The sequence below is a fragment of the Symbiobacterium ostreiconchae genome (genome assembly GCF_055396975.1).
The window spans coordinates 2,411,878-2,438,430 of sequence record NZ_AP042454.1; the positions used below are offsets into that span (position 1 = coordinate 2,411,878).

A 26,553-nucleotide genomic window follows, 5' to 3' on the forward strand; every position below is an offset into this window, starting at 1 on the left:
GGCCTCGCAAGTTCTGCGCGGGCAGCCGTCAGGCCTTCACTCACCGGGTGCCTGGTGCGAGGGCCCGTGGCTGGACCGATCTCACGCGCGAATCTGCCTGCAGGCAGACCGGAAGATGTACCCGCGGGCAGAGGATGGGCCGCGGCGGGGCGGGTAGAATGAAGACCAGCTTCTAATACGTGGATCCAAAGGGGATGAACGGTATGAACCTGCCTTCGCTGCAGGTCGGCAACAAGACTGCCCGGTACTGCATCGTGCAGGGCGGGATGTCGGTGCGCATCGCGCTGCACCGGCTCGCGGCGGCGGTGGCGGAGTGCGGCGGGGTCGGCACCATCGGCGGGATGGGCATCCCGCCCGAGGAGCTGCGCAGGGAGATCCGCGCGGCGAAGGCCCTGACCGACGGGGTGGTCGGCGTGAACCTGATGTACGCCGGCTACCTGTTCGACCGGCTGCTGGACGTCTGCATCGACGAGCGGGTGGACTATGTGGCCATCGGCGCCGGCTTTGCCCGCGGCCCGTTCAAGCGGCTGCACGAGGCGGGCATCCCGGGCTTCTGCATCATCTCGTCGGTGAAGGCGGCCCGCATCGCCGCGCGAACCGCGGGCATCGCCGGCATCGTCGTGGAGAGCGGCCAGGCCGGCGGTCACCTGGGGCCGGACGACCCCGAGATCTCGACGTGGGAACTCTTCCCGCCGGTGCGGGCCGCCCTGCGGGAGGCCGGCTTCACCGGTCCGATCATCGCCGCCGGCGGGCTGCTCACCCGGCAGGACGTGCTGCGCGCCCTCGCCATGGGCGCCGACGGCGTGCAGATGGGCATCCGCTTCGCCATGACCGAAGAGTCGTCCGCGTCGCCGGAGATGAAGGCCAGGTGGGTGGCGGCCACGGGCTCGAAGGTGACCGACTGGAGCCCCACGGGTTACGCGAGCCGTTCCATCGTACCGCACATCCCCTTCGAGGCCCTGCCCCGCACCCGGAAAAACGGCGGCACCTACAGCTGCATCAACTGCCTGAAGTACTGCCAGCACCGGGACGAGGGGCGCTCCCACTGCATCTGGAACGCGCTGAACAACGCCCAGCAGGGGCGGGTGGAGAACGGCCTGATCTTCTGCGGCGGGCGGATCGGGGAGATCAACGACATCATCCCCGTGGCCGAGGTGTTCCGGCGGCTGCTGACGCCCACGGCGGACGAGGTCGCGGCGGACTGACCGACGGCTCCGGCTTTGCAGCGCCCACGCCCCGGGCGGGCAGCGCTGCCCGCCCCGGCGGCCCTAGCGGCGTCCACCCCCGTGGCCCCAGCGGCGCCTGCCCCCGTGGCCCCAGCGGCGCCTGCCCCCGTGGCCCCGGCGATGCCTGCCCTCCGTGGCTCCGGTGGCGGTTGGGCGGGTTCCCCGTGTTCCCGCCCATCCCCCCTGTTCGTGTGTGCTGTTGGTCACCCGCCACCTGCCCGGGGCCTCCCGGAGCACCCACAGTCAAGGCGAACAGAACGTATAGCTAGCCCTCGAGCCTCCGGTGTGCACCGGGGGCAATTCCGGTCTACCCCCGGGCGCTGGTGCGTACGGTTGGACAGAGGTGAAGCCCGCATGTCCAGACCGTGGCACCAGATGGGGGCGGAGGAAGTCGCTGCCGCCCTCGCAACGGATCCGTCCGCCGGCCTGACCGACGCCGATAGCCGGCGGCGGTTGGAGGAGTTCGGCCCCAACCTGCTGGAGGGGGCTCCCCGGGTTCCCTGGTGGCGCATCCTGCTCGCCCAGTTCCAGGACTTCATGGTCATCGTGCTGCTGATCGCCACCGCCATCTCCTACGGCATGGGCGAGACCGCCGACGCGATCACCATCGTCGTCATCGTCGTGCTCAACGCTGTGCTCGGCTTCGTGCAGGAGTACCGGGCGGAGCGGTCGCTGGAGGCGCTGAAGGAGCTGGCCGCGCCCACCGCGCGGGTCATCCGCGGCGGGCAGGCGGTGACCGTGCCGGCCCGGGACCTGGTGCCGGGCGACCTGCTGCTGGTGGAGGCCGGCGACCGCATCCCCGCCGATGCCCGCCTGGTGGAGGCGCCGGGGCTGGAGGTCGAGGAGTCGGCCCTGACCGGCGAGTCGCTGCCGGTGCGCAAGTCCGCGGCGTGGGTGGGCGCTGCCGACTCGCCGCTGGGAGACCGGCGCAACATGCTGTACATGGGGACGACGGCCACCCGCGGACGGGGACGGGCCCTGGTGGTGGCCACCGGCATGGAGACCGAGATGGGGCGCATCGCCGGCCTGATCCAGGAGGTGGGGGACGAGGAGACGCCCCTGCAGCGGCGGCTGGCGCAGCTGGGGCGGTGGCTGGTGGCCGGCTGCCTGACCGTATGCGCCATCGTGGTGGCGGCCGGCCTCCTGCGGGAGGATGCCCTCACCGGACCGGTGGTCTCCCAGCTGTTCATGGCCGGCGTCTCGCTGGCGGTCGCTGCCATTCCCGAGGGGCTCCCGGCCATCGTGACCGTCGCCCTGGCCCTGGGCGTGCAGCGGATGATCCGGCGCAACGCCATCGTGCGCAGGCTGCAGGCGGTGGAGACCCTGGGCTGCGCCACCGTCATCTGCTCGGACAAGACCGGCACGCTGACCAAGAACGAGATGATGGTGCGGGCGGCCTGGGCCGGCGGGCGCGGCTACACCGTCACGGGCGACGGCTATCGCCCTTCCGGCGAGTTCCTGCGGAACGGCCGGCCGGTGAGCCCGCAGGAGGAGCCCGACCTGGCCCAGACGCTGAAGTCTGCAGCCCTTTGCTCCAACGCCAGGCTGGTGCAGGGCGCCCCCGCCCGCCGCGGCGGGGGCGCCAGGACCGCCGCAGGAAAGGGAGACTACACCATCCAGGGCGACCCGACCGAGGGCGCGCTGGTGGTGGCCGCGCAGAAGGGCGGCTACCGCCCGGCGGTGCTGCACGACCGGTACCGCCGGATCCTGGAGGTGCCCTTCGAGTCCGAGCGGCGGCGGATGAGCGTGCTCACCAGGGACGGCGGCGGGTACGTGCTGCACGTGAAGGGCGCGCCGGACGTGGTCCTGGACCTCTCCACCCACATGCTGAAGGACGGGCGGATCGTGCCCCTCACCGAGGCCGACCGCCGGGCCATCCTGGACGAGAACCTGCGCATGGCCGGCGAGGCCCTGCGGGTGCTGGCCGTGGCCTACCGCCCCCGCCCCTTTGCCGACGGCGAGGGGCCCGACGGCCTGGCCGAACTGACGACGGACGAAGTCTCGGCGACGCTGGAGCGCGACCTGGTCTTCCTGGGCCTGCTGGGGATGATCGATCCGCCGCGGCCCGAGGTGAAACGGGCAGTGGCGGCCGCCGGCCGGGCGGGCATCCGCACGGTGATGATCACCGGCGACCATCCGGCCACGGCCCTGGCCGTCGCGCGGGAGCTGGGCATCGCCGGGCCGGAAGGGCGGGTCGTGACCGGGCGCGAGCTGGACCAGCTCACCGACTCCCAGCTGATCGAGACGGTGCAGCAGTGCCAGGTCTTCGCGCGGGTATCGCCCCAGCACAAGCTGCAGATCGTCCGGGCCCTGAAGGCCCTGGGCGAGGTCGTCGCCATGACCGGCGACGGGGTGAACGACGCCCCGGCGGTGAAGGAGGCCGACATCGGCATTGCGATGGGCCGCACGGGCACCGACGTCACCAAGGAGGCGTCGGCGATGATCCTGGCCGACGACAACTACGCGACCATCGTGGCCGCGGTGGAGGAAGGACGGGGCATCTACGACAACATCCGCAAGTTCATCCGCTACCTGCTCTCCTGCAACACCGGCGAGGTGCTCACCATGTTCCTGGCGGCCATCATGCGGCTGCCCTTGCCGCTGCTGCCCATCCAGATCCTGTTCGTCAACCTGGTCACAGATGGGCTGCCTGCGCTTGCGCTCGGGGTCGACCCGCCGGATCCGGATGTGATGCGCCGCCCGCCCCGCCGGCCTGACGAGGGCGTCTTCGCCCGCCGGCTGGGCATCAAGATCCTCGGTCGGGGTACGCTCATCGGCCTGGGCACGCTGACGGCCTTCCTCATCGCCTTCTTCACGCTTCCGGGCACGCCCGGCATGGCGCCCTTCGAGGATCCGGCCGTGCTCCGCCCGGCCCGCACCATGGCGCTGGCCACGCTGGTGTGCGCGCAGCTCATCCACGTCTTCGACTGCCGGTCGGAGCGGCGGGCGATCTGGGAGACGCCGCTGTCTTCCAATCCCTGGCTGGTGGCCGCGGTCGCGTCCTCGGTCGTCGCCCTGCTGCTGGCCATCTACTGGCAGCCGCTGGCCGGGGTTTTCGGCACCGCGCCGCTGCAGGCGTGGCAGTGGCTCGTGGTCCTGCTGCTGGCCAGCGCAGGGGAAATCCTCGTGGCGATCCGCCGTCTGATCCTTTTCGGCCGGCCTGTGCGGCTGCGCCCGTACATCGAAGAGGAAGCATAGCTTTGACGACTTCCGGTCAACCTATCCGCAGGTCGTGAGACTCAGACGCGTTCGCGCACATGGCTGGCAAGATCTGTCGAGCAAGACCTGATGAGGAAGGGAGATCGGACGTGACACGCTCGCCGCGCACGTGGCTCGGCCTGGCCGCGGCGGCCGCGCTGTTGGCTGCCGGGTGCACGGCCCAGCCGCAGAATCTCAACCCGGTGAACCAGAGCAACCTCTTCACCACGACCGGCGATGCAGACGTCTGTGCCGCGGCCCTGGGCAACACCGTCGGCGCCGACGCCTTCTGGCCCGGCATGTCCGGCGGCAACCGGAACGTGACCGCCAACGGCGTCATCATCGGGAACGTGGCCCTGGTGGCGCTGCCCCGCGAGTCGCAGACCACGCCCGTGACCGGCGTCCGCGCCGACGCGGTGCCGAACATCGCCGGCGCCGGCACGCCCGGGCAGGGTAACACCCGGCCTTCGACCGGTGTGATCGGCGGCCGCGTGGAAGCGCCCCCCGGGCCGGGCACTCCCCCGCGGCGCGGGTGGACCGCCGACATGGGCACCCCCGGAGGGCCCGCGACGGCGGCCGGCACGGGCACAGCGGTCCGCTCCGGCGCCACGGCGGGGAGCCGCATGGGCATGGCCCCCGCGGTGGACCCGCTGGAGCGGGTGCGCACCGCCTGCCCGCGGGTGGCGGACATCCGCGTGGTCAACGACGAAAACGACCGGAGCCGGCTGGCCGAGATCACGGCGGCCGTGCGCGCCGGCCGGCCGATCACGGAGTTCATGACCGAGCTGGCCACCATCGCCCAGCGGGCAACCTCGGCGGGGCCGGGGGCCAACGCCCGCCCGGACAACCTCCAGCGGGGCACCCTCCAGCCAGGCAGCAGCAGGCTGCCGGGCGGCCGCACGCCGGGCGACCCGCGGCAGGGCGCCCCGCAGCAGGGCAACCCGCGGCAGGGCGGGGTCCAGCCCGGGAACGTCCAGCCCGGGAACGTCCAGCAGGGCAACATGTTCCCCGGCCGCATGGGCACGCCGGTGCAGCCGAGGCCCACGACCCCCGGGGGCGCGCCTGCGCCCAACGCGCCGGGCACGGACGGCCGCGGCAGCACGCCCGCCCGGCCGGGCACCGGCTCCGCCACGGACCCGGGCACCTGGGCCACCGACTGAGCCCGGGGCTGCACGCCGGAATCCGGACCGAACCGACGGAACCCCCTCCGGCCCGTGCCGGAGGGGGTTCCGGGCGTCTTTCGGCAGGGAGAGGCGGGCAAGAATGGGAAGGAAGGGGATCTGCACACACCGAAAGATACAGCTGTTGGAAAAGAGACGTCGGCGGGGCCCGCCCCGCTGCGGGGGAGGTTGACAGTCGTTTGGTGCGCAGCATGACGGGATTCGGCCGGGGCGAGGCCAGCGGCGACGCGGGCCGGGTGACGGTGGAGATCAAGGCGGTCAACCACCGGTTCTGCGAGGTGGTCTTCCGCATGCCCCGCCAGTTCAGCGCCCTGGAGGACCGGGGGCGCAAGCTGATCCAGAGCAAGGTCGCGCGGGGCCGGTTCGAGGTCTACGTCGCCTGGGAACCGTCGGCCGAGGCCCGGGCGGTAAAGGTTGACAAGGATCTGGCGCTGGCCTATTATAATGCTTTGAGACAGCTAGCAGAAGAGATCGGGAGCAATCAGGAGCTTTCGCTGGATACGCTGGCGAAACTGCCTGAGGTCCTCTCCGTGGAGGAGGGGGAGCTCACCGACGACGAGATCTGGGCCCTGCTGGAGCCGGCGCTGACGCAGGCGATGGCGGGGCTGATCACCATGCGGGAGCGGGAAGGCGCCATTCTGGCGGCTGACCTGGCCGAGCGGCTCGACCGCATCGAGGCCTTCCGGTCCGCCGCCCTGCAGCGCGCCCCGCAGGTGGTGGAGGAGTACCGCCAGCGGCTCACCCGGCGCCTGGAGGAGCTGCTGCCGCCCACCAACCCGGTGGATCCGCAGCGCCTGGCCCAGGAGGTCGCGCTGTTTGCCGACCGGGCGGATGTCACGGAGGAACTGCAGCGGCTGGCCAGCCACATCGGCCAGTTCCGGCAGGCCCTCCAGTCCGACGAGGCCGTGGGGCGCAAGCTGGACTTCCTGGTGCAGGAGCTGGGGCGTGAGATCAACACCATCGGCTCCAAGGCCAACGACGCCGAGCTCACGGCGGCGGTGGTGGCGGCGAAGAGCGAGCTGGAGAAGATCCGGGAGCAGGTGCAGAATCTCGAATAGGGTAAGTATGAGGGAGGCCCGGGTTGTGGGTGACATCAAACTCGTCAACATCGGATTTGGCAACATCGTTTCCGCGAACCGCATCGTGGCGATTGTCAGTCCCGAGTCCGCCCCGATCAAGCGCATCATCTCGGAGGCCAGGGAGCGCGGCACGCTGATCGACGCGACCTACGGCCGGCGCACCCGGGCGGTGGTGATCACCGATTCTGACCACGTGGTGCTCTCGGCGGTCCAGCCCGAGACCGTCGCCCACCGGCTGACCGGCCGGGAGAGCAGTGCGGCCGCGAACGAAGAAGAGGGCGAGGCGTAGACGATGCCCAAGAAGCCCAGGGGACTCCTCATCGTCGTCACCGGGCCGTCTGCCGTCGGCAAGGGGACCATCTGCCGGGCCCTGCTGGCGGAGACCCCGGATATTCACTTCTCGGTATCCTGTACAACCCGTCCTATGCGTCCCGGCGAGGTCGACGGCGTTGAGTACTTCTTCATTTCTAAGGAAGAGTTCGAGCGCCGCATCGCAGCCGGAGAGTTCCTGGAGTGGGCGGAGGTCTACGGCAACTACTACGGCACCCCCCGGGCCTACGTGGAGGAGATGACCGCCCGGGGTCACGACGTCATCCTCGACATCGACCGGGTCGGCGCCCGGGCGGTGCGCCAGCACTATCCCGACGCCGTCTCCGTTTTCGTCATCCCGCCGTCCATGGAGGCCCTGCGCCAGCGCATCACCGCCCGCGGCACCGAGACGCCCGAGGCGGTGGCCCGGCGGCTGGCCGAGGCCCCGGAATGGATTCGGGAAGGGCTCACATACGATTACGTCATCGTGAACGACGACCTGGCGCGCGCGGTGGCCGAGCTGCGGGCCATCATCATCGCGGAGAAGGCCCGCACCGCCCGGAACGGCGCCGCCTTGATTGAGACGCTGCTTGAGAAGGGAGTGCTGACCGACGAATGATCAAGCCGTCTCTGGACCAGCTGATGCACCTCGTCGATTCCAAGTACACCTTGGTCATCCTGGCCGCCCGCCGTGCGCGGGACCTGCAGGACGGGAAGCCCAAGCTGGTGGAATCGCAGTCCAATAAACCTGTGACCATCGCCCTGGAGGAGCTGGGCGCCGGCAAGCTCTTCTTCGAGCGCGGCCGGTCCACCCCCCTGGGCTGATCGGCGGAACGGATGTATCGCCCGCGGAGGGCGCCCGCCCCGGGCGCCCTCCTTGAACTATGGAAGGAAGGGTCGCCGATGCTTCACGGTAAGACGGTTCTCCTCGGGGTGAGCGGCGGCATCGCCGCGTACAAGGCGGTGGAGATCTGCTCCCGGCTGGTGAAGCTGGGGGCGGAGGTCCACGTGCTCATGACCGAGGCGGCCACCCGCCTCGTCGCCCCCCTGACGTTCCAGGCCATCTCCGGCAACCCGGTCAAGGTCGACCTCATGGCCGAGCAGGTGCACGGCCACGTGGACCACGTCACGCTGACCCACAAGGCTGACCTGCTCATCGTGGCGCCGGCGACCGCCAACACCATCGCCCGGCTGGCCGGCGGCCACGCGGGCGACTGGATCACCGTCACCGCCCTGGGCGTACAGTGCCCCGTGCTGGTGGCGCCGGCCATGGAGGCCGAGATGTACGCCAACCCGCTGACGCAGCGGAACCTGCGCATCCTGGCCGAGCTGGGCTGGGAGATCATGGAGCCCGAGGAGGGCCGGCTCGCCTCGGGGCTGATCGGCAAGGGGCGGCTGCCCGAGCCCGAGCAGATCGTCGAGCGGGCCCTGGCGCTGCTGGCAGCCCGGGAAGGCCGTGCGCGCCGCCCCGACGGGGACCCGGAGGGCGCGCCCCGGGCCGACCTGAGGGGCCGCCGGGTGCTGGTGACGGCCGGCACCACCCGCGAACCCTTCGACCCCGTCCGGTTCATCGGCAACCGCTCCACCGGCCGCATGGGCTACGCCATCGCGGAGGCCGCCCGGGACCGCGGGGCCGAGGTGGTGCTGGTCAGCGGCCCGACCAGCCTGGAGGCGCCGCCCGGGGTCAGGGTGATCGCGGTGGAGTCGTGCCAGGAGATGCTGGAGGCGTGTCTCGCCGAGTTCCCGCAGGCCGACATCACGGTGGCCGCCGCGGCCCCGGCCGACTACCGGCCGGCGACCGTGGCCTCCAGCAAGATCAAGAAGAGCGGCGACGAGCTGACCATCACCCTGGTAAGGAATCCGGACATCATCGCCGAGCTGGGCCGGCGCAAGCGACCCGGCCAGGTGACGGTGGCCTTCGCCGCCGAGACCGACGACCTCATCGCCAACGCCCGCCGCAAACTGGCGGAGAAGAACGCCGATTTTGTGGTGGCCAACGACGTCACGGCGGAGGGGGCCGGTTTCGGCACCGAGACCAACCGGGTCGTCTTCGTGACGGCCGACACCGCGGACGAGCTGCCCCTCATGCGCAAGCGGGAGGTGGCCGACCGCATCCTCGACCGGGCGGCGGCCCTGCTGGAGGGCGGTGCGTGAGGCCATGGAGAGCGGTGAACTGGCCCAGGTCGCGGTGGACGTCACCGCCGAGGGCACAGACAAGCTGTTCACCTACCTGGTTCCCCGCAGCCTGGCGGGGCGGCTGACGCCCGGCCAGTGGGTGCGGGTCCCCTTCGGCCCCCGCCGGATGGTGGGGCTTTACGTGGGCCCCGCCGACCGGGCGCCCGAGGGGGTGACGCTGAAGGAGATCGCCGGGCTGCTGCCCGACATCCCGCCGATCCCGGCGCCGCTGGTGCAGCTGGCCCGGTGGACCGCGGACCGCTACCTCTCCACCTTCCCCGCCGCGCTGCGGCTGCTCCTGCCCACCGAGGCCCGGCGGCAGGAGGTGCGCACGCTCACCATCACCAACTACCGGCTCAACGTGGACGACGTGGAGGCCCTGGTGGAGCAGCTCCGGCGGCGGGCGCCCCGGCAGGCGGAGCTGATCGCCTACATGGCCCGCGCAGGCGGCGAGGCGGAGCGGGCGCAGGTGCTGGCCGATCTGGGGGAGTCCATCGCCGGGCCGATCCGGGCTGCCCTGGAGAAGGGCTGGCTCACGGCGGGCCGGGTCGTCCGGCGGCGCGATCCCTTCGCCGGCGAGACGGTGGCCCCACTGCCGCCCCCGGTGCTCACCCCCGAGCAGGAGCGGGCCCTGGAGTCCATCCGCCAGGAGCTCATCGCCCCGCCGGCCTTCCGGCAGCCGGTGCTGATCCACGGCGTGACCGGCTCGGGCAAGACGGAGCTTTACCTCCGGGCAATCGCCCTTGTGCGGGAGATGGGGAAGAACGCGATCTGCCTCGTGCCCGAGATCTCGCTCACGCCGCAGATGATCCAGCGGTTCCGCGCCCGCTTCGGCGGCGACGTGGCGGTGCTGCACTCGGCGCTGTCGCCGGGGGAGAAGTTCGACGAGTGGCAGCGCATCCGCCGCGGCGAGGTTTCCATCGTCGTGGGGGCGCGCTCGGCGGTTTTCGCCCCTTTCGAGAACGTGGGGCTGATCATCATCGACGAGGAGCACGAGCAGTCTTACAAGCAGGAGTCACCGCCGCCCGCCTACCACGCCCGGGAGGTGGCGGCGGAGCGGGCCCGGCTGGAGGGCGCCCTGCTCGTGCTCGGCTCCGCGACCCCGGCCCTGGAGTCGTTCCACCTGGCGGAGACCGGCGCCTACCGGCTGGTGTCGCTGGAGCACCGCATCGACCACCGGCCGCTGCCGCCCGTCACCCTGGTGGACATGCGGGAGGAGCTGCGGGCCGGCAACCGGTCGATCTTCTCCCGGGCGCTGGTGGAGGCCCTGGACCAGACCCTGGCGGCCGGGGAACAGGCGATTCTGTTCCTCAACCGCAGGGGTTACAATACCTTTATCCTGTGCCGCTCCTGCGGCGAGGCGATCCAGTGCGCAAACTGCGCCGTCGCCATGACCTACCACCTGGGCGACGACCACCTGGCCTGCCACTACTGCGACTACACGCAGCCGGTGCCTGCCGTCTGTCCCAACTGCGGGTCCAAGGCGATCCGGCACCTGGGGGCCGGCACCGAGCGGGTGGAGCAGGAGCTGCAGCGGCTGTATCCGCACGTGCGGGTGGCCCGCATGGACGTGGACACCACCCGGCGCAAGGGATCGCACGCCGCGATCCTGAAGCGCTTCGCCGACCACGAGGTCGACGTGCTGGTGGGCACGCAGATGATCACCAAGGGGCTGGACTTCCCCGGCGTGACCCTGGTGGGGGTCGTGCTGGCCGACACCAGTCTGAACCTGCCGGACTTCCGGGCCGCGGAGCGCACCTTCCAGCTGGTGACGCAGGTGGCGGGCCGGGCCGGGCGCGGCGACCGCCCGGGCCGGGTGGTGGTGCAGACGTACCAGCCTGACCACGCCGCGCTGCAGGCGGCAGCGGAGCACGACTACCACCGCTTCTTCGCCGAGGAGATCCGGTTCCGGCAGGAGCTGGACTACCCGCCGTTTGCGCACATGATCCACCTGGTGATCTCGGGCGAGGACGAGGCGGCTGTGGCCGCCACCGCCCGGAACGTGCACCGGCTGCTGGTGGACGGCGGGTTCCGGGGGCAGATCCTGGGGCCGGCGCCGGCGCCGCTGGCGAAGCTCCGGGGGAAGCACCGGCACCACCTGGTGCTGAAGGGCCCGGACATCCGGGCGATGGCGAGCGAGGTGAAGGCCTGCTTCGCCGCCGCCCGGGGCAAATGGCGGGCGGCGCGGTCGGTGTCCCTCGCGGTGGACGTGGATCCCATGAGCATACTGTAGTTCTGAAGTTCTGACGGAGGGCACGCTACATGGCCATACTGGTAATCGTCAAGGACCCGGATCCGATCCTGCGCAAGAAGGCCAAGCCGGTGACGAAGATCAACGCTTCGATCCGCAAGCTGCTGGACGACATGACGGAGACGATGTACGCCGCCCCCGGCGTGGGCCTGGCCGCCCCCCAGGTGGGCGTGTCGAAGCGGGTCATCGTGGTGGACCCGCAGGACGGGTCGGGCCAGCTGTACCAGCTGATCAACCCCGAGATCGTCAAGGCCGAGGGCTGGGTGGAGGGGACCGAGGGCTGCCTGTCCATCCCCGGCATGGTCGGCGACGTGTGGCGGTACGAGAAGGTGCAGGTGGTGGCGCTGGACCGCACGGGCAAGAAGGTCTGGATCGACGCCGAGGGCTGGCTCGCCCGCATCTTCCAGCACGAGATCGACCACCTGGACGGCATCCTCTACACGGACAAGTGCGCCAACCTGCGGCCCGTGCCCGAAGGCGAGGAGGAGGCCGAGGAGGCCCGGGCGGCCCAGGGCGCCGGGGCCGAGGGCGGGGAGTCCGGCCGGGCGGCTGCCCGGGCCGGCGGCAAGGGCACCAGCTCGGCTACCGCGAAGGAGGGGTAGCCCTTGCTGAAAATCCTCTTCATGGGTACGCCGGAGTTCGCGGCGGTCTCCCTGCGGGCGTTGCTGGCGGCGGGCTATCCGATCGTCGGGGTGGTCACCCAGCCGGATAAGCCGGCGGGCCGCGGCGGCAAGCTGCGGGCTTCCCCGGTGAAGGAGGTCGCCCTGGAACACGGCCTGCCTGTTTTCCAGCCCCGTCGGCTGCGCCGGCCCGAGGTGATCGCACAGCTGAAGGAACTGGGTTCGGACCTCACCGTCGTGGTGGCCTACGGGCAGATCCTCTCCAAGGAAGCGCTGGAGATCAGCCCTCTGGGGGCGATCAACGTGCACGGCTCGCTGCTGCCCCGCTGGCGGGGCGCGGCGCCGATCCAGCGCGCCATCATGGCCGGCGACACCGAGACCGGCGTCTGCACCATGTGGATGGACGAGGGCATGGACACTGGCGACATCTGCCTGATGGCCCGGGTGCCGATCGGCCCCGAGGCCACCGGCGGCGAGATCCACGACGAGCTGGCCCGGGTCGGGGCAGAGCTCCTGGTGGAGACCGTGCGCCGGGTGGAGGCCGGGGATGCCCCGCGCATCCCGCAGCCCGCCGAGGGCGTGACCTACGCGCACAAGCTGGAGCCGGCCGACGAGGTCATCGACTGGCGCCGGCCGGCAGCGGAGCTGTACAACCAGATCCGGGCCCTGAACCCCTGGCCCGGTGCTTACACGAATGGTCCCCGGGGAAGGCTGAAGATATGGCGGGCCTCGGTGGTGCCGAACCCTGAGCCGGGGGCCGAGCCGGGCACCGTGGTGGCCCTGGTGAAGCGGGAGGGCTTCACCGTGGCCGCGGGCGACGGCGCCCTGCTGGTGCGGGAGGTCCAGCCGCACGGGAAGGGGCGCATGGACGCGCAGTCGTACGTCAACGGCGGCGGCGCCCAGGTGGGGACGCGTTTTTCGCTGTGATTTGCCGCGCGGGGCGAACCCGCGCGGGGATCCGCATAGTCTTTAGTTTATAGAGAACAGCTTGGTCACCTGGACGCACGCGGCGGGCCGGGTGTCCGGCATCCTGGTTCGTGGATGGGAGGGTCCTGGTTTGCCTTACTTCTTCTATCCGATGTTCGATCCGACGATGATCTTGCTGCTCCCCGCCATCATCCTGGTCATCTGGGCACAGGCGCGGGTGCGGAGTTCGTTCAACGAGTGGTCGCGGGTCGGCACGCGGTCGGGGGTGACGGCGGCCCAGGTGGCCCGGGACATCCTCGACAAGCACGGGCTGACCGATGTGCCCGTCGAGCGCGTGGGCGGGTTCCTCAGCGACCACTATGATCCCCAGCGGCGCGTGGTCCGGCTTTCGGATTCGACCTACTACAGCAATTCGATTGCCGCCATCGGCGTGGCTGCGCACGAGGTGGGACACGCCATCCAGCATGAGCACGCCTACGTGCCGCTGCAGGTGCGGAACGTGATCTGGCCGGTCGCCCGGGTGGGCGACGGGCTCGGCCCCTTCCTGGTGATCCTGGGCCTCATCTTCGGCGGCGCGTCCGGCAAGATGCTGATGGACATCGGCATCCTGCTCTTCCTGGGGGCCGTGGTGTTCTACCTGATCACCCTGCCGGTGGAGTTCAACGCCTCCAGCCGGGCGGTGGAGATCCTGGAGACCGGCGGCTACATGACCCGCCAGGAGGTCGTGGGCGCCCGGAAGGTGCTCAACGCGGCGGCGCTTACCTACGTCGCCGGCGCAGCGACGGCGATCATGAGCCTGCTGCGGCTGCTGGTGCTCCGGAACATGGCGTCGGACGACTAGCCGGCCGCAGGCTGGGTCAGCCGTGCCGGACCTGCGGAAGGTAAGGGCGCACCCGGCGGCCCCCGGCCGAGCTCTGCTGCATGGGTCGACGACGCCCGGCAACTGCACAGCGGACGCAGACAGCGGCGCAGGTACGTGCGCCGCTGTCTTCGCGCGGCCAGCCAGCGGCTCCGCCCCCAGCGTGAACGCCCTCGCACGCGGGAATGCTAGGCTTACATTCCAGCAGGAGGGCGTGAACATGCACCATCCCCCAGTCTCATTCCGCGTGACGGCCGCAGACCTGGACGAGGAGCGCCTGAAGATCGAGATCGGCGGAGCGCCCGCCGGAGAGGCGGTGATCCGGTACGACGCCAGCACCGCCATCGTCGACGCCCGGGTGAAGGTGGCCGACTTCCCGCAGGTGGTCGTGGCCCTGGATCAGTTCCACTACGAGTTTGCCTCCGAGCTCCTGGCCTACGTCCTCGACCGGGGGGCGATGGCGCAGGAGTCGGACGGCTCCATCATCTACGACCTGGGCTACGGCTCGCACGCACTGCCGCTCCCCGCGAACCACGAGGTGGGGCTGGGGTACCCCAACTCATGGTGAGCTTCCCTCCTTTGCCCAATGCCGCCAGTTGCGGTACACTCTCCAGAGAGTGACAACCCTGCGCTGGAGGCGAGTTCATGCCACGATCCAAGCCCGCGCCCCCGCGCACCGGCCGCGAGGCGGCCCTGCGCGCCCTGCGCGATGTCGACGTGAAGGCGGCCTACGCCAACCTGGCCCTCGATCATCACCTCTCCGGCAGCAAGCTGGAGGGGCGTGAGCGCGCTCTGGCCACGGAGCTGGCCTACGGGGTCATCCGCCGCCGTGCCACCCTGGACTGGGCCATCAGCCAGGTGGCCGCGCGGCCGCTGGAGAAGATGGACCCCTGGGTGCGGAACATCCTGCGGGAGGCTGTCTACCAGATCCTCTTCATGGACCGCATTCCCCACGCCGCCGCCGTGGATCAGGCGGTGGAGCTGGCCAAGCAGTACGGGCACGCCGGGGTAGCGAAGTTCGTCAACGGCGTGCTCCGCAACCTGATCCGCAAGCTGCCCGAGTTGGAGTGGCCCGACGAGACGTCAGACCCGGTCCGGGCGCTGGCGGTGCAGCACTCGTACCCTGACTGGCTGGTCGCCCAGTGGCTGGCGCGCTTCGGCAGGGACGAGGCCGTCCGGCTGCTGGAGGCGGGGAACCAGGCGCCGCCCCTCACGGTCCGGGTCAACCGGCTGAAGGCGACCCGGGAGGAGGCGGCCGCGGCGCTGGCGCGGGAGGGGGTGCGCACCGAGCCCACTCGCCACTCGCCCCAGGGGCTGATCATTCACGACCTCACGTCGGCCTCGTGGCTCGACCGGCTGCAGGCGATGAAGGAGGGGCTCATCACCGTCCAGGACGAGTCGTCCATGCTGGCCGCCCACGTGGTCAGCCCGCAGCCGGGCTGGACGGTGATCGACGTGGCCGCGGCCCCGGGGGGCAAGGCGACCCACCTGGCCGAGCTCATGGACAACCAGGGCCAGGTGATCGCCCTGGACATCCACCCGCACAAGGTGGACCTCGTTGAGCAGAATGCCCGGCGTCTGGGGGCGACCATCGTGCAGGCCCTGTGCCTGGACGCCCGCCGGGTGGGCGAGGTTATGCCGGAGCGGGCCGACGCCGTCCTCTGCGATCTGCCCTGTTCGGGCCTGGGCACGCTCGCCCGCCGGCCCGACGCCCGGTGGCGGAAGCAGCCGGAGGACGTGGAATCCCTGGTGCCGATTCAGCGGGCCATCCTGGAATCCGCGGCCAGGGCCCTGAAGCCCGGCGGGGTGCTGGTGTACTCCACCTGCACGATTCAGCCCGCCGAAAACGAGGAACTGGTCGAGGCCTTTGTCGCCGACCACCCCGAGTTCCGGTTCGACAACATCTGGGACTACCTGCCGCAGACCATCTCCCGCGAGGGGCAGGCGGAGGGATACGTGCAGCTGCTGCCCCACGTGCACGGGACGGATGGGTTCTTCATCGCCCGGATGGTGAAAAAAGGATAGCGCCTGCGGCTGAAACGGGCGGCGGCCCCTGTCCCGTCCAAGAGGGCAGAAGGGGGTCGTTGCGATGCGAAATCGGACGCGGAGTTCGCAGATCGCAGGAACGCTCCTGCTTGCGCTCCTGATCGCCGGGTGCGCCGCCTCGCCTGGGGAGCTGGCGCACACGGAGAATGTCCTGAACCGGGAGATTGCGGGGGGAATGAGCCCGGAGCCCGCGGGCATCACCCTGGTCGACACGGACGGCAACGCCGCATCCGTGGACGGCCCCGCCGTCATCGATCCGGCCGCGGCGGTAGGCCGCCACGCCCCGGTGGTCGATCCCGACGCGCCCGTGTCGTCGGGCCAGCTCACCCCGATGCCCGCGCCCGATACACCCTTGCCGTCCCGGCCCATCGGGTCCGGGAGCGGCGGGGCTTCCGGCGGCGGGTCTGCGGGGATGGAGCCCGGCGTGGTACACCCGACGGCTCCCGCCGGGGAGGCCAGGGACATGCCGCTCCTGTACTGCGGCGAGGACCAGAACCGGCACGGCGAGGGGCGCGACCTGCAGGCCCGCGAATGCCTCTGGGACGCCTACGTGTCCAACCGGGCCGCGGCCTTCCGGACGGTGGCCTACACCGTCGAGGGCGACCCGATCACCTACGCGGTAGATGCGCTGCAGCGGGACCGCATCCAGGTCCTGATCGACAGCGAGGACAACTTCGGCGCAAAGGGACAGTTCCTGTACACCTGCACCGCCATGGAGTTCGCCGACGACTCGGGGTTCGTGCTGAAGGGGTGCGCGCCGAGCGAATCCGACAGGGACCGGGCCTTCCTGACCGAGAACGGCGAGCTGCACATCCCCTGATAGCCGGGACATGCGTGATCCCCGCCACTCCTGCTAGGGAAGTGGCGGGGATTCTTGCCGTTTCGGGGGGGGGTAGGGTGTTCCTGCGCGGGCTATCTGCTCTGTTCGCCGTAGCTGTTGGCGCCGGGAAGCGGGTGGGTCACATCCGCCCCATCCGCTTTGTTCGCCGCCACTGTTGTCGCCGGGAAGCTGGCGGTACCTGTTCGCGGTAACTGTTGGCGCCGAAGAGGCTGGTTGTACCCATGTCCGTCCCATGCGCTCTGTTCGCCGTGACTGTTGCGACAGGGCATCGGTGAGGCCCCCGACCGCGCAGGTCACCGCGGTGGGTTCATTCAGTCTGCCGGCACGCCGAGCCCGTGAGCCCGCAAGACTCACGGGCCTCCTGCATCTTGGGGAGAACGGCGGTGTCCACCCTGCCGGTACCTTGCCCTGGTCGCACTGCACGCCGCGGCACTGTCATCGGCCCATCAACAGGCCGGCACACGCAGCAGTGCGCGGCCATCCACCGGCGCAATGTCGGCGCCGTCCGGGTAGTGGACGATCCGGATAATATCCCGAAACCAGGCCAGATAGCGATCGAGATACTTCGTGGCCACCCCGCGGAACTGCGCGAGCCACCCCGAGGGCAGTTTGGGAAACTGGCTGCAGACCCGCACGGCACTCGCCGGATCGGCCTCGGCCTCTGTGCCGGCCCCGCCGGCTGGTTCCGACGGGGCCGGATTCGGCTGCCTGGCCGCCGCAGCATACCCGTCCTCGTACACATATCCGAGCGACTCGCAGGCCGCCTTGAACTCGTTCCCGCCGAAGACGATTAAGCGGGAACCGGGCCTCACCATCTCGCAAAGGCCGAGTTCCAGCATCTCCGGCGTCTGCCGCCCCTGTCCCAGGATGCTCAGCTCGTATCCGCCCACGGTCTCGGCCACCATGACGTGCAACGGCCTGCCCTCAATCAACAGCCGGAAGCGGGGCCGGGAGGTGCGGGCCGGACCGCAGTGAGGATCCCTTTCCGGCCCAGGCCCCCTGCGCACGATGTTCCAGTAACCCCAGCTGCCCGGGCCGTTGGTGATCCGGCTGCCCTTTTCCGAGTACTTGACCAGGAAGGTCCGCACCCTGACATCACCGCCGAGCGGCCCGCGGTGCTGGGCGCTCAGGACCGCCAGGGCCCGGTGGCGCCAGCGGAACGCCGTGGACAGGGCAATGCCCAGTCGGGACGCGATCCGGCGCAGCGACAGGTCGTCCGCGAGCAGCTCGACCATCTCGCGCCAGCCTTCCAGCTTGCGGATCCGATATGCCGGAGTGCCGGTGTTGGGGCTGAAGGTGCGCCGGCAGGACTTACAGAGGTAGCGCTGGATCCGCCGGCCTGAGGCCATGCGGAAACTGCCGTGCCTGATCACAGATGTTCCCCCGCAGCCGGGGCAGCGCCGTTGCCCCTCCGGGGCGTGGTGACCGGCGGGTTGGCAGCCGGGGGCAGCCGGTGCGTGAGTTCCAGAGGGACAAGTGTGCGGCTTCATCAGGAACGGATCTGGCGCCGGAGCGGAGGGAAGGTCGGACTGGCAGGAGGCAGCACAGTCCAGGGCCGGAGCGGACGTCGGCATGATGGGAACACCTCCCGGAACTGGACGGCATTGCCATCATAACCGAACTGGGGTTCGCTGTCCAGAGCAATGGGGATCACCCGCGCGGGTGATTCTTCAGCCGGCGCCGCTGCGGCTGCTGTACCGGTACTGACACTATGGAAGTCACGCCACGGGACATTCGTGCGCGGGCAGATTGGGCTCCAGCGCTGAAATGCCGGTGGGGCCCAGCCGCAGTGACGGTTCCTGCTCCAGCGCTGAGATGCCGGATTGCTTTCCTGCCCTTGACGTTCACCTGCCGGGGTGGTTTTCACCCCCGACCAGGTGCGTTAAGATAGGGCAGAACTGGGCAACCACCCGGGCCCCGGAGAGCGACAGCGAACCCGGAAGAGGCGCTGCGGCCACGACCTGACTTCAACGCCAACCGCGCCAGCCGCAGGCGTTCGGGAAACCGCGGTTCGAAGGTGGCGGTTCGGGCAGACGGGCCAACAGCGAACCAGAACAGAGCGGATGGTGGCGACTCGACGGGTGCCCCTGGGTCCCGACAACAGTCACCACGAACCCGCGGCCACCGACGCGCGAAACGTTTGCCCAACCACCACCCAGAGGGTAAACTGAAAGGTAGGCCCTGTCTCCAGTGGAATCTTTTCGAACAGGAGGACCCCGAGTGCAGGAATCCGGCTACGTGCCGATGAAGATTGCCGACCCGGCGCTGCTGTTCGCCCAACTCGGCCGGCAGCCCCTGCCGGGCATGACCATAGACGAAATGGCCGACCTGATGGTCGACCTGGGCGAGCCCCGGTTCCGCGCCCGCCAGCTGTTCCAGTGGGTCTACCAGAAGGGGGTCAAGGACTTCGACGCCATGACCAACCTGCCGGCGAGGCTCAGGCAGCACCTGGCGGAGACGACCCTGCTCCGTCTGCTGGAGAAGGAGACGGAGCAGCACGACCGGCGCACGGGCACCACGAAGTACCTCTTCCGCCTGGCCGACGGCTCGCAGGTGGAGTCGGTGCTCATGCGCCAGTCCTGGGGCAACTCGGTCTGCATCACGACGCAGGTGGGCTGCCGGATGGGCTGCACCTTCTGCGCCTCCACGGTGGGCGGCCTGGTGCGGAACTTGACGGCAGGCGAAATCGTCGATCAGATTGTGACGATGCAGCGGGAACTGCCCGGGGGCGGGCGGGTGAGCTCCGTCGTGCTGATGGGCTCCGGCGAGCCGCTGGAGAACTACGAGCACGTGGTGAAGGCCATCCGGCTGATGCACGAGCCCGAGGGGCTGAACATCGGCTACCGGCACATCACCGTCTCCACGTCCGGCATCGTGCCCGGCATGCGCCGGCTGGCGGAGGAGGGGCTGCCCATCACCCTGGCGCTTTCGCTGCACGCCCCCACCGATGAGCTGCGCCGCCAGCTCATGCCCGTGGCCCGCATCTGGCCCCTCGACGAGGTGCTGGAGGCGGCCCGGGCGTACGCCCAGAAGACCGGGCGGCGGGTCACGTACGAGTACATCCTCATCGACGGCGTGAACGACGGTCCCGAAGAGGCGCGGCAGCTGGCCCGCCTGCTGAAGGGCACGCTGGCGCACGTCAACCTGATACCGCTGAACCCCGTGGCCGAGCGGCCCCAGTACCGGCGGCCCGGCCCGGAGCGCATCAACCGGTTCAAGCAGATTCTGGAATCCAGCGGCATTGCCACCACGGTGCGGCGGGAGATGGGCGGTGACATCGACGCCGCCTGCGGCCAGCTGCGAAACCGTGCGCAGCGCATGCATTTGGGGAGATGAGATCACCGTGAGGCTGGTGTACAGCGAGCGGACCGATCCCGGCAGAGTGCGGCCCAGCAACCAGGATGCCTACCTGATCGAACCGCTCTCCCTGCCCGGCGGCGGCGCCCTCCTGGCGGTGGCGGACGGCATGGGCGGCTACGACGGCGGCGAGATCGCCTCGCGGCTGGCCATCCAGACGCTGCGCGCCTTCGTGCCGCCGCGGGTGGAGACGTGGGCCCGGGAGGGCACCGTCGGCGAAGGGCTCGTGGAGGCGATCCACGAGGCGAACCACGTCATCCTGGAACAGCAGATGGCCCGCCAGGAGCTGGCGCACATGGGCACGACGATCACGGCCGTGATCGCCATGGGCCCGCGCCTCTACGTCGGCCACGTGGGCGACAGCAAGGCGTACCTCGTGGGCCCGGCGGAGGCCCGCCAGCTCACCTCGGACCACAACGTGCCCGGCGAGCTGCTGCAGAGCGGCCACCTCACCCAGGAGGAGGCGGCCCACCACCCGCAGCGGCACGTGCTCACCCGCGCGCTCGGCGTCCGCCCGGACCTGCCGGTGGAACAGCGGGAGCTGGAGTGGTCCGTGGGCGACCTGCTGCTGCTCTGTACGGACGGGCTCTCCAACCTGGTCAGCCTGGAGGAGATCCGCGAAGCTGCGCGCCGGCTGGATCCCAGCGCCCTGGCGGACTGGCTGGTGAACCTCGCCAACAGCCGCGGGGGCTACGACAACATCACTGTGCTTGCCGCCAGGTGGGAGGGATAAGGTCCCTTGATCGGCACAATTCTCGGCAGTCGATACAGAATCGAGGAGCGCATCGGCGGCGGCGGCATGGCCGTGGTCTTCCGGGCCACGGACCTTCAACTGGGCCGGGAGGTTGCGGTGAAAACCCTCCGGGGCCAGTTCGGCGCGGATGAGGAGTTCGTCCGCCGCTTCCGGCGCGAGGCGCAGAACGCCGCCAGCCTCTCCCATCCCAACATCGTGCAGACCTACGATGTCGGGGAGGATGGCGGAACCCACTACATCGTGATGGAACTGGTCACGGGCAAGACCCTGAAGGCGCTCATCCAGGAGCAGGGGCCGCTGCCGGTGACGGAGGCGGCGCGCATCGGCATCGCCATCGCCGACGCCCTCGCCCACGCCCACGCCCAGGGGATCGTGCACCGGGACATCAAGCCCCATAACATCCTGCTGGGGCGGGACGGGCGCGTGAAGGTGGCCGACTTCGGCATCGCCCGGGCGGTCACCACCGACACGCTCACCCGCACCGGCTCGTGGATGGGTTCGGCCCACTACTTCAGCCCCGAGCAGGCCGACGGCCAGCCGGCATCAAGCAAGTCCGACCTGTACTCGCTGGGCGTTGTCCTCTACGAGATGGTGACGGGCACCGTTCCGTTTCACGGCGAGAGCCCCATCACCGTCGCCCTGAAGCACCTGCGCGAGCGGGTGGACCCGCCGTCACACCTCAACAGCGAGGTGCCGGTGGAGATGGACGAGATCATCCTGCGGGCGATGGAGAAGGAGCCCGACGACCGGTTCGACAGCGCGGTCGAGATGCGGGACGCCCTGTCCGACTTCCTTCAGCTTCACCTGGAAGGGCGGACGCACATCCGGAGCGGCGACTTTCCCACGATGGACGTGCGGGCCGCCCGGGTCCGGTCCGCGGGCCAGCGGCGGGAACGGCCCCGGGGGAAGCGGCAGCGGGATCCCGAGGCCGCCGCGCGGCGCGTCCGCATCCGCAACATCGTCATCGTGTCGGCCGTGCTGCTTCTCCTGCTGGGCGGCCTGGGCGCCGGGGCGTGGGCGATCTGGAAGTTCCTCGACGTGCCCGAGGTGCAGGTGCCCGCGATCGTCGGCGTCCATATCACCCAGGCGGAGGAGATGCTGGCCGCAGCCAAGCTGCAGCGGACCATCGTCTCGGAGCGGCACAGCGACCTGGAGCAGCTCTACATCATCGAGGCCCGGCCCGAGCCCGGCTCCTGGGTGAAGGAAGGCGCCGTGATCGAGCTGGTCGTCTCGAAGGGGCCGGAGACCGTGGAGCTGCCCGATGTGGTGGGCATGCACGTGGACCAGGCCGTTGCCCGTCTGAAGACCGAGCGGTTTGACGTCCTCGAGTTCAAGGAACAGATCTCCAACCGGCCCGCCGGCGAGGTCATCGGCCAGGCGCCGCCTGCCCGCACGCCGCTGAAGGTCGGTTCCAAGGTGACGCTCACGGTGTCCCTGGGTCCGCTCAAGGTGCCGGATGTGGCGGGCATGGCGGTGGAGGACGCCCGCAAGGCCATCACCGACGCGGGGCTGGTGCCCGGCACCGTCACGGAACGGCCGGACGCCCAGCCGGCGGGAACGGTGCTGGCCACCGTCCCGGCCGGGGGCAGCCAGGTGGAGCCCGGGCAGCGGGTGGAGCTGGTGGTCTCCTCCGGGCCGGAGCTGGTGGGGACCGAGTTCAGCAAGGAGCTGGTCGTGCCGGGACCGGCGACCCAGAAGGTCCGGTTCCAGGTGGTGCTCATCGACCAGATCGAGGGTTCCGAGGAGCCGCGGGTCCTGGTGGATGAGGAGCTGGAAGGCGGCCACCGGGTGACCGTGTCGGACAAGTTCTACGGCAGCGGCGCCTACCTGATCATCCACGTCAACGGCGTGGAGGCGGGCTGGGTGGAGCTGCCCTGAGGCAGAGGTGGGGTCGAAGTGTGCCAGTAGGTCAGGTGATCCGATCGCATTCGAACATCTACTACGTGCTGGTGGACGGCCGTGAGGTGGAGTGCCGCCCCCGGGGCAAGTTCCGGCTGGACCGGCTGCAGGTGCTGGCCGGCGACGAGGTGGAGGTCACGCTGGCGCCCGACGGGGAGGGGCGCATCGAGAAGGTGCTGCCCCGCCGCAACTGCCTGGAGCGGCCGCCGGTGGCCAACGTGGACCAGTGCCTGGTGGTCTTCACCCTCGTCGAGCCCGAGGCCGACTACCTCTTCCTCGACCGGGTGCTGGTTCACGTGGAGCAGGCGGGGGTGGAGCCGCTGATCCTGCTCAACAAGATCGACCTGGTGGAGGAAGCGGAAGTCAGCGCCTTCGTGCGCGCCTACCGCGACCTGGTGGGCTACCGGGTGCTGCCGATCTCGGCCGCCGAGGGGCTGGGGCTGGACGAGCTCCGGCGCCACCTGGCGGGCCGGACGTCGGTCCTGGCCGGTCACTCCGGCGTGGGCAAGTCCCGCCTGGTGCGGGCCCTGGAGCCCCACCGGGAAGACGTGCGGGTGGGGGCGATATCCGCCAAGTCCCGGAAGGGGCGGCACACCACGCGCCACGTGGAGCTGATCCCCCTGACGGGCGGCGGCCTGCTGGCCGACGCGCCGGGTTTCACCTACCTGGAGTTCCAGGACATCGACAAGTGGACGCTCAGGGACTACTTCCCGGAGTTCGTCCGGCGCCAGGGGGACTGCCGGTACAGCGACTGCCTGCACCGGAAGGAGCCCGACTGTGCGGTGCGGGCGGCGGTGGAGGCCGGGGAGATTCCCGGGAGCCGCCATGCGAATTACCTGGCGTTCCTCGAAGAAGTAGAAGCCATGAAAAGGTGGTAGTGGTCTTGCGAGATCCTGCACGGGTGAAGGTGGCCCCGTCGCTGCTCTCCGCCGACTTCGCCGCGCTGGGGGCGGAGCTGGCCGCCATCGAGGAGGCGGGGGCGGACTGGGCCCACCTGGACGTGATGGACGGCCATTTCGTGCCGAACCTGACCTTCGGTCCGCCGGTGATTGCCAGACTCCGGCCCCGGTCGAAGCTGTTCTTCGACGCGCACCTGATGATCCGCCAGCCCGAGCGCTACGTGGCGGACTTCGTGAAGGCGGGGGCCGACCTGATCACGGTGCACGCGGAGGCCTGCGACCACCTGCACCGGGTGCTGGGCCAGATCCGGGAGGCCGGCGTGAAGGCCGGCGTCGCGCTGAACCCGCACACACCCGTGGCGGTGCTGGCCCACGTGCTGGACATGGTGGACCTGATCCTGATCATGACCGTCAACCCCGGCTTTGGCGGCCAGCGCTTCATCGAGGCGTGCCTGCCCAAGATCCGCCAGGCGAGGGCCATGCTGGAGGAGGCCGGCCTCGCCGACCGGGTCGAGATCCAGGTGGACGGCGGCGTCGACCCGCACACGGCCCCCCGGTGCGTGGAGGCGGGCGCCACCGTGCTGGTCGCGGGGACGGCGGTGTTCGGCAGGGAAGACTACGCGGCGGCCATCGCGGCCCTGCGTGGTGCGCACAGCCCCGGTTGATGCCAAGGAGGTGGCAGCATGGCGGCATCTGGCCAGTACGTGATCTTTCGCCTGGATGATCAGTGGTACGGTGCAGATATTGCGGTCGTGCGCGAGGTGAGCTACCTCACGCCGGTCACGCGCCTCCCCAACACCCCCCACTACGTGGAGGGCGTGATCGACCTGCGGGGTGAGGTCATGCCGGTCATCGACATGCGCAAGCGGCTGGGGCTGCCCGTGCGGCCCCCGGACGGCGACAGCCGCATCATGATCCTGACCGTTGGCAGCCTGACCGCCGCCCTGGTGGTGGACGGGGTGGAGCAGGTGGCGACCATCGAACAGGAGGCCATCAGCCAGCCGGACGACAGCCTGACGGTGGCCGGGCAGGACTACGTGTACGGCGTGGCCCGGATGGGCGAGAAGCTGGTGGTGCTGATCGACCTGGCCCGGATGCTCTCCATCGCCGTGGCCTGACTTCCTGCCCCGGTCCCCCCGTTTCCGGAGGCAAGTTTTCCCCCCTGCCTACGTATGTTGGGGGAAGAACGGGTTCGCCGGGACGGGGAGGGGTCGCCGTGCGGTTGAGGCTGGGCAGGCGGAGGCCGCCGCGCAGGGCGCTGGTGGGGTTCTTCCTGATCCTCGCGGGCGTGTCGATCGTGCTCACGGCCGTGCCCGGCTTCGTATACGCCGCGGTGATCGGCGGACTGATCGCCTACGTCGGCTACACGTTGATTGGCCGGTGAGCCATGGGACTGGGAAGGGGGGCACCTGTGTGCGCATCACCGTCATCCGACTGCCGCGACCCTTGGGGCGAATGTTGATGGCTATCATGAAGATGTTTTCCGGCAAGCGGGGGGAAGGCAGGGACGCCGCGTAAGCCGCACCGGGCCCGCCTGCAGCCCGCAAGCCGGCCGCACCGGTCCGCAACGGCAGGGGCACCCCGGCGGTCGATTGCCGCCGGGGTGAACGCTTGGCTATAATAGGGAAGACTTGCCGCTTGGAGGTCGAAGCGATCATGGCCGACTACCTGGTACGGGCGATCGGCGCCGGCGGGAACGTGCGCGCGTTCGCGGCGGTGACCACGGCGCTGGCGGAGGAGGCCCGGCACCGCCACGACACCTGGCCCACCGCGACTGCCGCCCTGGGCCGCGCGCTGACCGGCACCGCGCTGCTGGCTGCGACACTGAAGGATCCCAACGAGTCCCTGACCCTGCGGGTGGCGGGCGACGGCCCCCTGCGGGGCATCATCTGCGACGCGGACGAGCAGGGGAACGTGCGGGGCTACGTGAACGAGCCCCACGTGGACCTGGAGCCCGCCTCCCCGGGCAAACTGAACGTGGGCGCGGCCGTGGGCCGGGGCATGCTCTACGTCACGCGGCAGCTCGCGCTGCAGGGCATCTACACCGGCTCGGCCGAGCTGGTCTCCGGCGAGATCGCCGAGGATCTGGCCTACTACCTGACCCGCTCGGAGCAGACGCCCTCCGCCGTGGGCCTGGGCGTGCGGGTCGGGCCGGGCGGCGCAGTGGTGGCCGCGGGCGGTTACATGCTGCAGCTCATGCCGGCCACGCCGGACGCCGACCGGGACCGGCTGGAGGAGAACCTGGGCAAGCTCGGCTCCGTCAGCCTGGCGGTGGAGCAGGGGATGACGCCGGAGCAAATCCTGGCCGCGGTCCTGCAGGGGATCGACTACCAGATCCTCGAGCGGCGCGACCTGCGCTTCAGGTGCCGGTGCAGCCGGGAGCGGGCCCTGGGCGCCATCGCCCTGCTCGACGAAAGCGAGCTGGACGCGCTGATCGACGAGGACCGCGGGGCGGAGCTCACATGCCACTTCTGCAACGAGATCTACCGCTTCTCCGAGGCGGAGGTCCGCCAGGTGAGAGCGGGCATGCAGGAGAAACAGTAGCGGGCCCCGGCCGCAATGGCGAAAACCCGGCCGCAGGCTGCGGCCGGGTTTGCTGGCCATCAGGACAGATTAGATCGCCCGCTGAACCTTGCCGCTGCGCAGGCAGCGGGTGCAGACGGTGATGCGCTTGACGCGGCCGTTCACCACCGCCCGGACGGTCTGGACGTTGGGCGACCAGGTCCGCTTGGTCTTGTTCTCAGCGTGGCTGACGTTGTGGCCGTGCGACACGCCCTTGTTGCAAACCTCGCACCGACGAGCCAAGGCCTGACACCTCCTCAAGGCGGAGCTCGCGCTTACCTCGTTCAAAGCACGATCCATATCATAACACAACGAGTACAGACATGACAAGTGCGGGAGCGGCGGCCAAATCGGAGGGTGCAGCAGGAAT

25 protein-coding genes are annotated in these 26,553 nt (G+C 70.2%); 23 read left to right on the forward strand and 2 right to left on the reverse strand.

Annotated features, from left to right (window positions below):
* Window positions 1-203 precede the first annotated feature (203 nt).
* The 15 genes from ACZ5UM_RS11625 (at window position 204) to ACZ5UM_RS11695 (ending at window position 16,691) form a co-directional block, all read left to right on the forward strand.
* Window positions 204-1,205: an NAD(P)H-dependent flavin oxidoreductase gene (locus tag ACZ5UM_RS11625; RefSeq protein ID WP_464844294.1), complete on the forward strand. Its 1,002-nt coding sequence runs from the start codon at window positions 204-206 to the stop codon at window positions 1,203-1,205.
* Between the two features lie 375 nt (window positions 1,206-1,580).
* Window positions 1,581-4,424 (forward strand): cation-translocating P-type ATPase, encoded by a 2,844-nt coding sequence (locus ACZ5UM_RS11630; RefSeq protein ID WP_464844295.1) that lies wholly within the window; start codon window positions 1,581-1,583, stop codon window positions 4,422-4,424.
* Window positions 4,425-4,534: 110 nt separating this feature from the next.
* Window positions 4,535-5,584 carry a hypothetical protein gene (locus ACZ5UM_RS11635; RefSeq protein ID WP_464844296.1) on the forward strand — a complete coding sequence of 350 codons (1,050 nt, stop codon included), beginning with the start codon at window positions 4,535-4,537 and terminating at the stop codon, window positions 5,582-5,584.
* A 200-nt stretch (window positions 5,585-5,784) separates the two neighbouring features.
* The gene (locus tag ACZ5UM_RS11640; RefSeq protein ID WP_464844297.1) at window positions 5,785-6,663 is read left to right on the forward strand and encodes a YicC/YloC family endoribonuclease; all 879 of its coding nucleotides are present in this window, start codon (window positions 5,785-5,787) and stop codon (window positions 6,661-6,663) included.
* Between the two features lie 25 nt (window positions 6,664-6,688).
* A complete protein-coding gene (remA, locus tag ACZ5UM_RS11645; protein WP_464844298.1) occupies window positions 6,689-6,973 on the forward strand; it encodes an extracellular matrix/biofilm regulator RemA in 285 nt (94 codons plus the stop codon).
* A 3-nt stretch (window positions 6,974-6,976) separates the two neighbouring features.
* On the forward strand, window positions 6,977-7,612 hold the full coding sequence (gmk, locus tag ACZ5UM_RS11650) for a guanylate kinase (protein ID WP_464844299.1): 636 nt from the start codon (window positions 6,977-6,979) through the stop codon (window positions 7,610-7,612).
* Entirely contained in the window at window positions 7,609-7,818 is a 210-nt protein-coding gene (gene rpoZ / locus ACZ5UM_RS11655) for a DNA-directed RNA polymerase subunit omega (protein WP_464844300.1), read from the forward strand. The genes gmk and rpoZ overlap by 4 nt, the downstream gene beginning before the upstream one ends.
* A 78-nt stretch (window positions 7,819-7,896) precedes the next feature.
* Window positions 7,897-9,147: a bifunctional phosphopantothenoylcysteine decarboxylase/phosphopantothenate--cysteine ligase CoaBC gene (gene coaBC / locus ACZ5UM_RS11660; RefSeq protein WP_464844302.1), complete on the forward strand. Its 1,251-nt coding sequence runs from the start codon at window positions 7,897-7,899 to the stop codon at window positions 9,145-9,147.
* Between the two features lie 4 nt (window positions 9,148-9,151).
* A complete protein-coding gene (gene priA / locus ACZ5UM_RS11665) occupies window positions 9,152-11,401 on the forward strand; it encodes a primosomal protein N' (RefSeq protein WP_464844304.1) in 2,250 nt (749 codons plus the stop codon).
* A gap of 29 nt (window positions 11,402-11,430) precedes the next feature.
* Entirely contained in the window at window positions 11,431-12,021 is a 591-nt protein-coding gene (gene def, locus ACZ5UM_RS11670; protein ID WP_464844306.1) for a peptide deformylase, read from the forward strand.
* A gap of 3 nt (window positions 12,022-12,024) precedes the next feature.
* A complete protein-coding gene (gene fmt / locus ACZ5UM_RS11675) occupies window positions 12,025-12,966 on the forward strand; it encodes a methionyl-tRNA formyltransferase (protein WP_464844308.1) in 942 nt (313 codons plus the stop codon).
* A gap of 166 nt (window positions 12,967-13,132) precedes the next feature.
* Entirely contained in the window at window positions 13,133-13,807 is a 675-nt protein-coding gene (locus ACZ5UM_RS11680; RefSeq protein ID WP_464848364.1) for a zinc metallopeptidase, read from the forward strand.
* A 238-nt stretch (window positions 13,808-14,045) separates the two neighbouring features.
* Complete coding sequence (locus tag ACZ5UM_RS11685; RefSeq protein ID WP_464844309.1) at window positions 14,046-14,393, forward strand: hypothetical protein; 348 nt, start codon at window positions 14,046-14,048, stop codon at window positions 14,391-14,393.
* 77 nt (window positions 14,394-14,470) lie between these two features.
* Window positions 14,471-15,850 (forward strand): 16S rRNA (cytosine(967)-C(5))-methyltransferase RsmB, encoded by a 1,380-nt coding sequence (rsmB, locus tag ACZ5UM_RS11690; protein ID WP_464844310.1) that lies wholly within the window; start codon window positions 14,471-14,473, stop codon window positions 15,848-15,850.
* Between the two features lie 64 nt (window positions 15,851-15,914).
* On the forward strand, window positions 15,915-16,691 hold the full coding sequence (locus tag ACZ5UM_RS11695; protein WP_464844312.1) for a hypothetical protein: 777 nt from the start codon (window positions 15,915-15,917) through the stop codon (window positions 16,689-16,691).
* 467 nt (window positions 16,692-17,158) lie between these two features.
* Here ACZ5UM_RS11695 and ACZ5UM_RS11700 read toward each other — a convergent pair whose 3' ends face one another.
* Window positions 17,159-18,286 carry a transposase gene (locus tag ACZ5UM_RS11700; protein ID WP_464844313.1) on the reverse strand — a complete coding sequence of 376 codons (1,128 nt, stop codon included), beginning with the start codon at window positions 18,284-18,286 and terminating at the stop codon, window positions 17,159-17,161.
* Between the two features lie 646 nt (window positions 18,287-18,932).
* On the opposite strand from ACZ5UM_RS11700, the gene rlmN reads away from it, so the two are divergent.
* From rlmN to hslO, 8 genes are all read left to right on the forward strand, one after another.
* On the forward strand, window positions 18,933-20,048 hold the full coding sequence (gene rlmN, locus ACZ5UM_RS11705) for a dual-specificity RNA methyltransferase RlmN (RefSeq protein ID WP_464844314.1): 1,116 nt from the start codon (window positions 18,933-18,935) through the stop codon (window positions 20,046-20,048).
* Between the two features lie 7 nt (window positions 20,049-20,055).
* Window positions 20,056-20,802, forward strand: coding sequence for a Stp1/IreP family PP2C-type Ser/Thr phosphatase (locus tag ACZ5UM_RS11710; protein WP_464844315.1), 747 nt, complete (start codon window positions 20,056-20,058; stop codon window positions 20,800-20,802).
* Between the two features lie 6 nt (window positions 20,803-20,808).
* Complete coding sequence (gene pknB / locus ACZ5UM_RS11715) at window positions 20,809-22,701, forward strand: Stk1 family PASTA domain-containing Ser/Thr kinase (RefSeq protein WP_464844316.1); 1,893 nt, start codon at window positions 20,809-20,811, stop codon at window positions 22,699-22,701.
* Between the two features lie 20 nt (window positions 22,702-22,721).
* Window positions 22,722-23,600 (forward strand): ribosome small subunit-dependent GTPase A, encoded by an 879-nt coding sequence (rsgA, locus tag ACZ5UM_RS11720; protein WP_464844318.1) that lies wholly within the window; start codon window positions 22,722-22,724, stop codon window positions 23,598-23,600.
* Window positions 23,601-23,605: 5 nt separating this feature from the next.
* Complete coding sequence (gene rpe / locus ACZ5UM_RS11725) at window positions 23,606-24,286, forward strand: ribulose-phosphate 3-epimerase (RefSeq protein WP_464844319.1); 681 nt, start codon at window positions 23,606-23,608, stop codon at window positions 24,284-24,286.
* A gap of 18 nt (window positions 24,287-24,304) precedes the next feature.
* Complete coding sequence (locus tag ACZ5UM_RS11730; protein ID WP_464844320.1) at window positions 24,305-24,739, forward strand: chemotaxis protein CheW; 435 nt, start codon at window positions 24,305-24,307, stop codon at window positions 24,737-24,739.
* Between the two features lie 98 nt (window positions 24,740-24,837).
* A complete protein-coding gene (locus ACZ5UM_RS11735) occupies window positions 24,838-25,005 on the forward strand; it encodes a hypothetical protein (RefSeq protein ID WP_464844321.1) in 168 nt (55 codons plus the stop codon).
* Between the two features lie 254 nt (window positions 25,006-25,259).
* Window positions 25,260-26,165 carry an Hsp33 family molecular chaperone HslO gene (gene hslO / locus ACZ5UM_RS11740; protein ID WP_464844323.1) on the forward strand — a complete coding sequence of 302 codons (906 nt, stop codon included), beginning with the start codon at window positions 25,260-25,262 and terminating at the stop codon, window positions 26,163-26,165.
* Between the two features lie 69 nt (window positions 26,166-26,234).
* Here the strand turns inward: hslO and rpmB are convergent, their stop codons facing one another.
* Window positions 26,235-26,426 carry a 50S ribosomal protein L28 gene (rpmB, locus tag ACZ5UM_RS11745; RefSeq protein WP_464844325.1) on the reverse strand — a complete coding sequence of 64 codons (192 nt, stop codon included), beginning with the start codon at window positions 26,424-26,426 and terminating at the stop codon, window positions 26,235-26,237.
* Window positions 26,427-26,553: the final 127 nt, after the last annotated feature.

Excerpts from the sequence above, each read along its gene's own strand:
- ACZ5UM_RS11625 (WP_464844294.1), top strand. The coding sequence starts at position 204 with ATGAACCTGCCTTCGCTGCAGGTCGGCAACAAGACTGCCCGGTACTGC.
- ACZ5UM_RS11630 (WP_464844295.1), top strand. The coding sequence starts at position 1,581 with ATGTCCAGACCGTGGCACCAGATGGGGGCGGAGGAAGTCGCTGCCGCC.
- gmk (WP_464844299.1), top strand. The coding sequence starts at position 6,977 with ATGCCCAAGAAGCCCAGGGGACTCCTCATCGTCGTCACCGGGCCGTCT.
- rpoZ (WP_464844300.1), top strand. The coding sequence starts at position 7,609 with ATGATCAAGCCGTCTCTGGACCAGCTGATGCACCTCGTCGATTCCAAG.
- coaBC (WP_464844302.1), top strand. The coding sequence starts at position 7,897 with ATGCTTCACGGTAAGACGGTTCTCCTCGGGGTGAGCGGCGGCATCGCC.
- priA (WP_464844304.1), top strand. The coding sequence starts at position 9,152 with ATGGAGAGCGGTGAACTGGCCCAGGTCGCGGTGGACGTCACCGCCGAG.
- def (WP_464844306.1), top strand. The coding sequence starts at position 11,431 with ATGGCCATACTGGTAATCGTCAAGGACCCGGATCCGATCCTGCGCAAG.
- ACZ5UM_RS11680 (WP_464848364.1), top strand. The coding sequence starts at position 13,133 with ATGATCTTGCTGCTCCCCGCCATCATCCTGGTCATCTGGGCACAGGCG.
- ACZ5UM_RS11685 (WP_464844309.1), top strand. The coding sequence starts at position 14,046 with ATGCACCATCCCCCAGTCTCATTCCGCGTGACGGCCGCAGACCTGGAC.
- rsmB (WP_464844310.1), top strand. The coding sequence starts at position 14,471 with ATGCCACGATCCAAGCCCGCGCCCCCGCGCACCGGCCGCGAGGCGGCC.
- ACZ5UM_RS11695 (WP_464844312.1), top strand. The coding sequence starts at position 15,915 with ATGCGAAATCGGACGCGGAGTTCGCAGATCGCAGGAACGCTCCTGCTT.
- ACZ5UM_RS11700 (WP_464844313.1), bottom strand. The coding sequence starts at position 18,286 with ATGCCGACGTCCGCTCCGGCCCTGGACTGTGCTGCCTCCTGCCAGTCC.
- ACZ5UM_RS11730 (WP_464844320.1), top strand. The coding sequence starts at position 24,305 with ATGGCGGCATCTGGCCAGTACGTGATCTTTCGCCTGGATGATCAGTGG.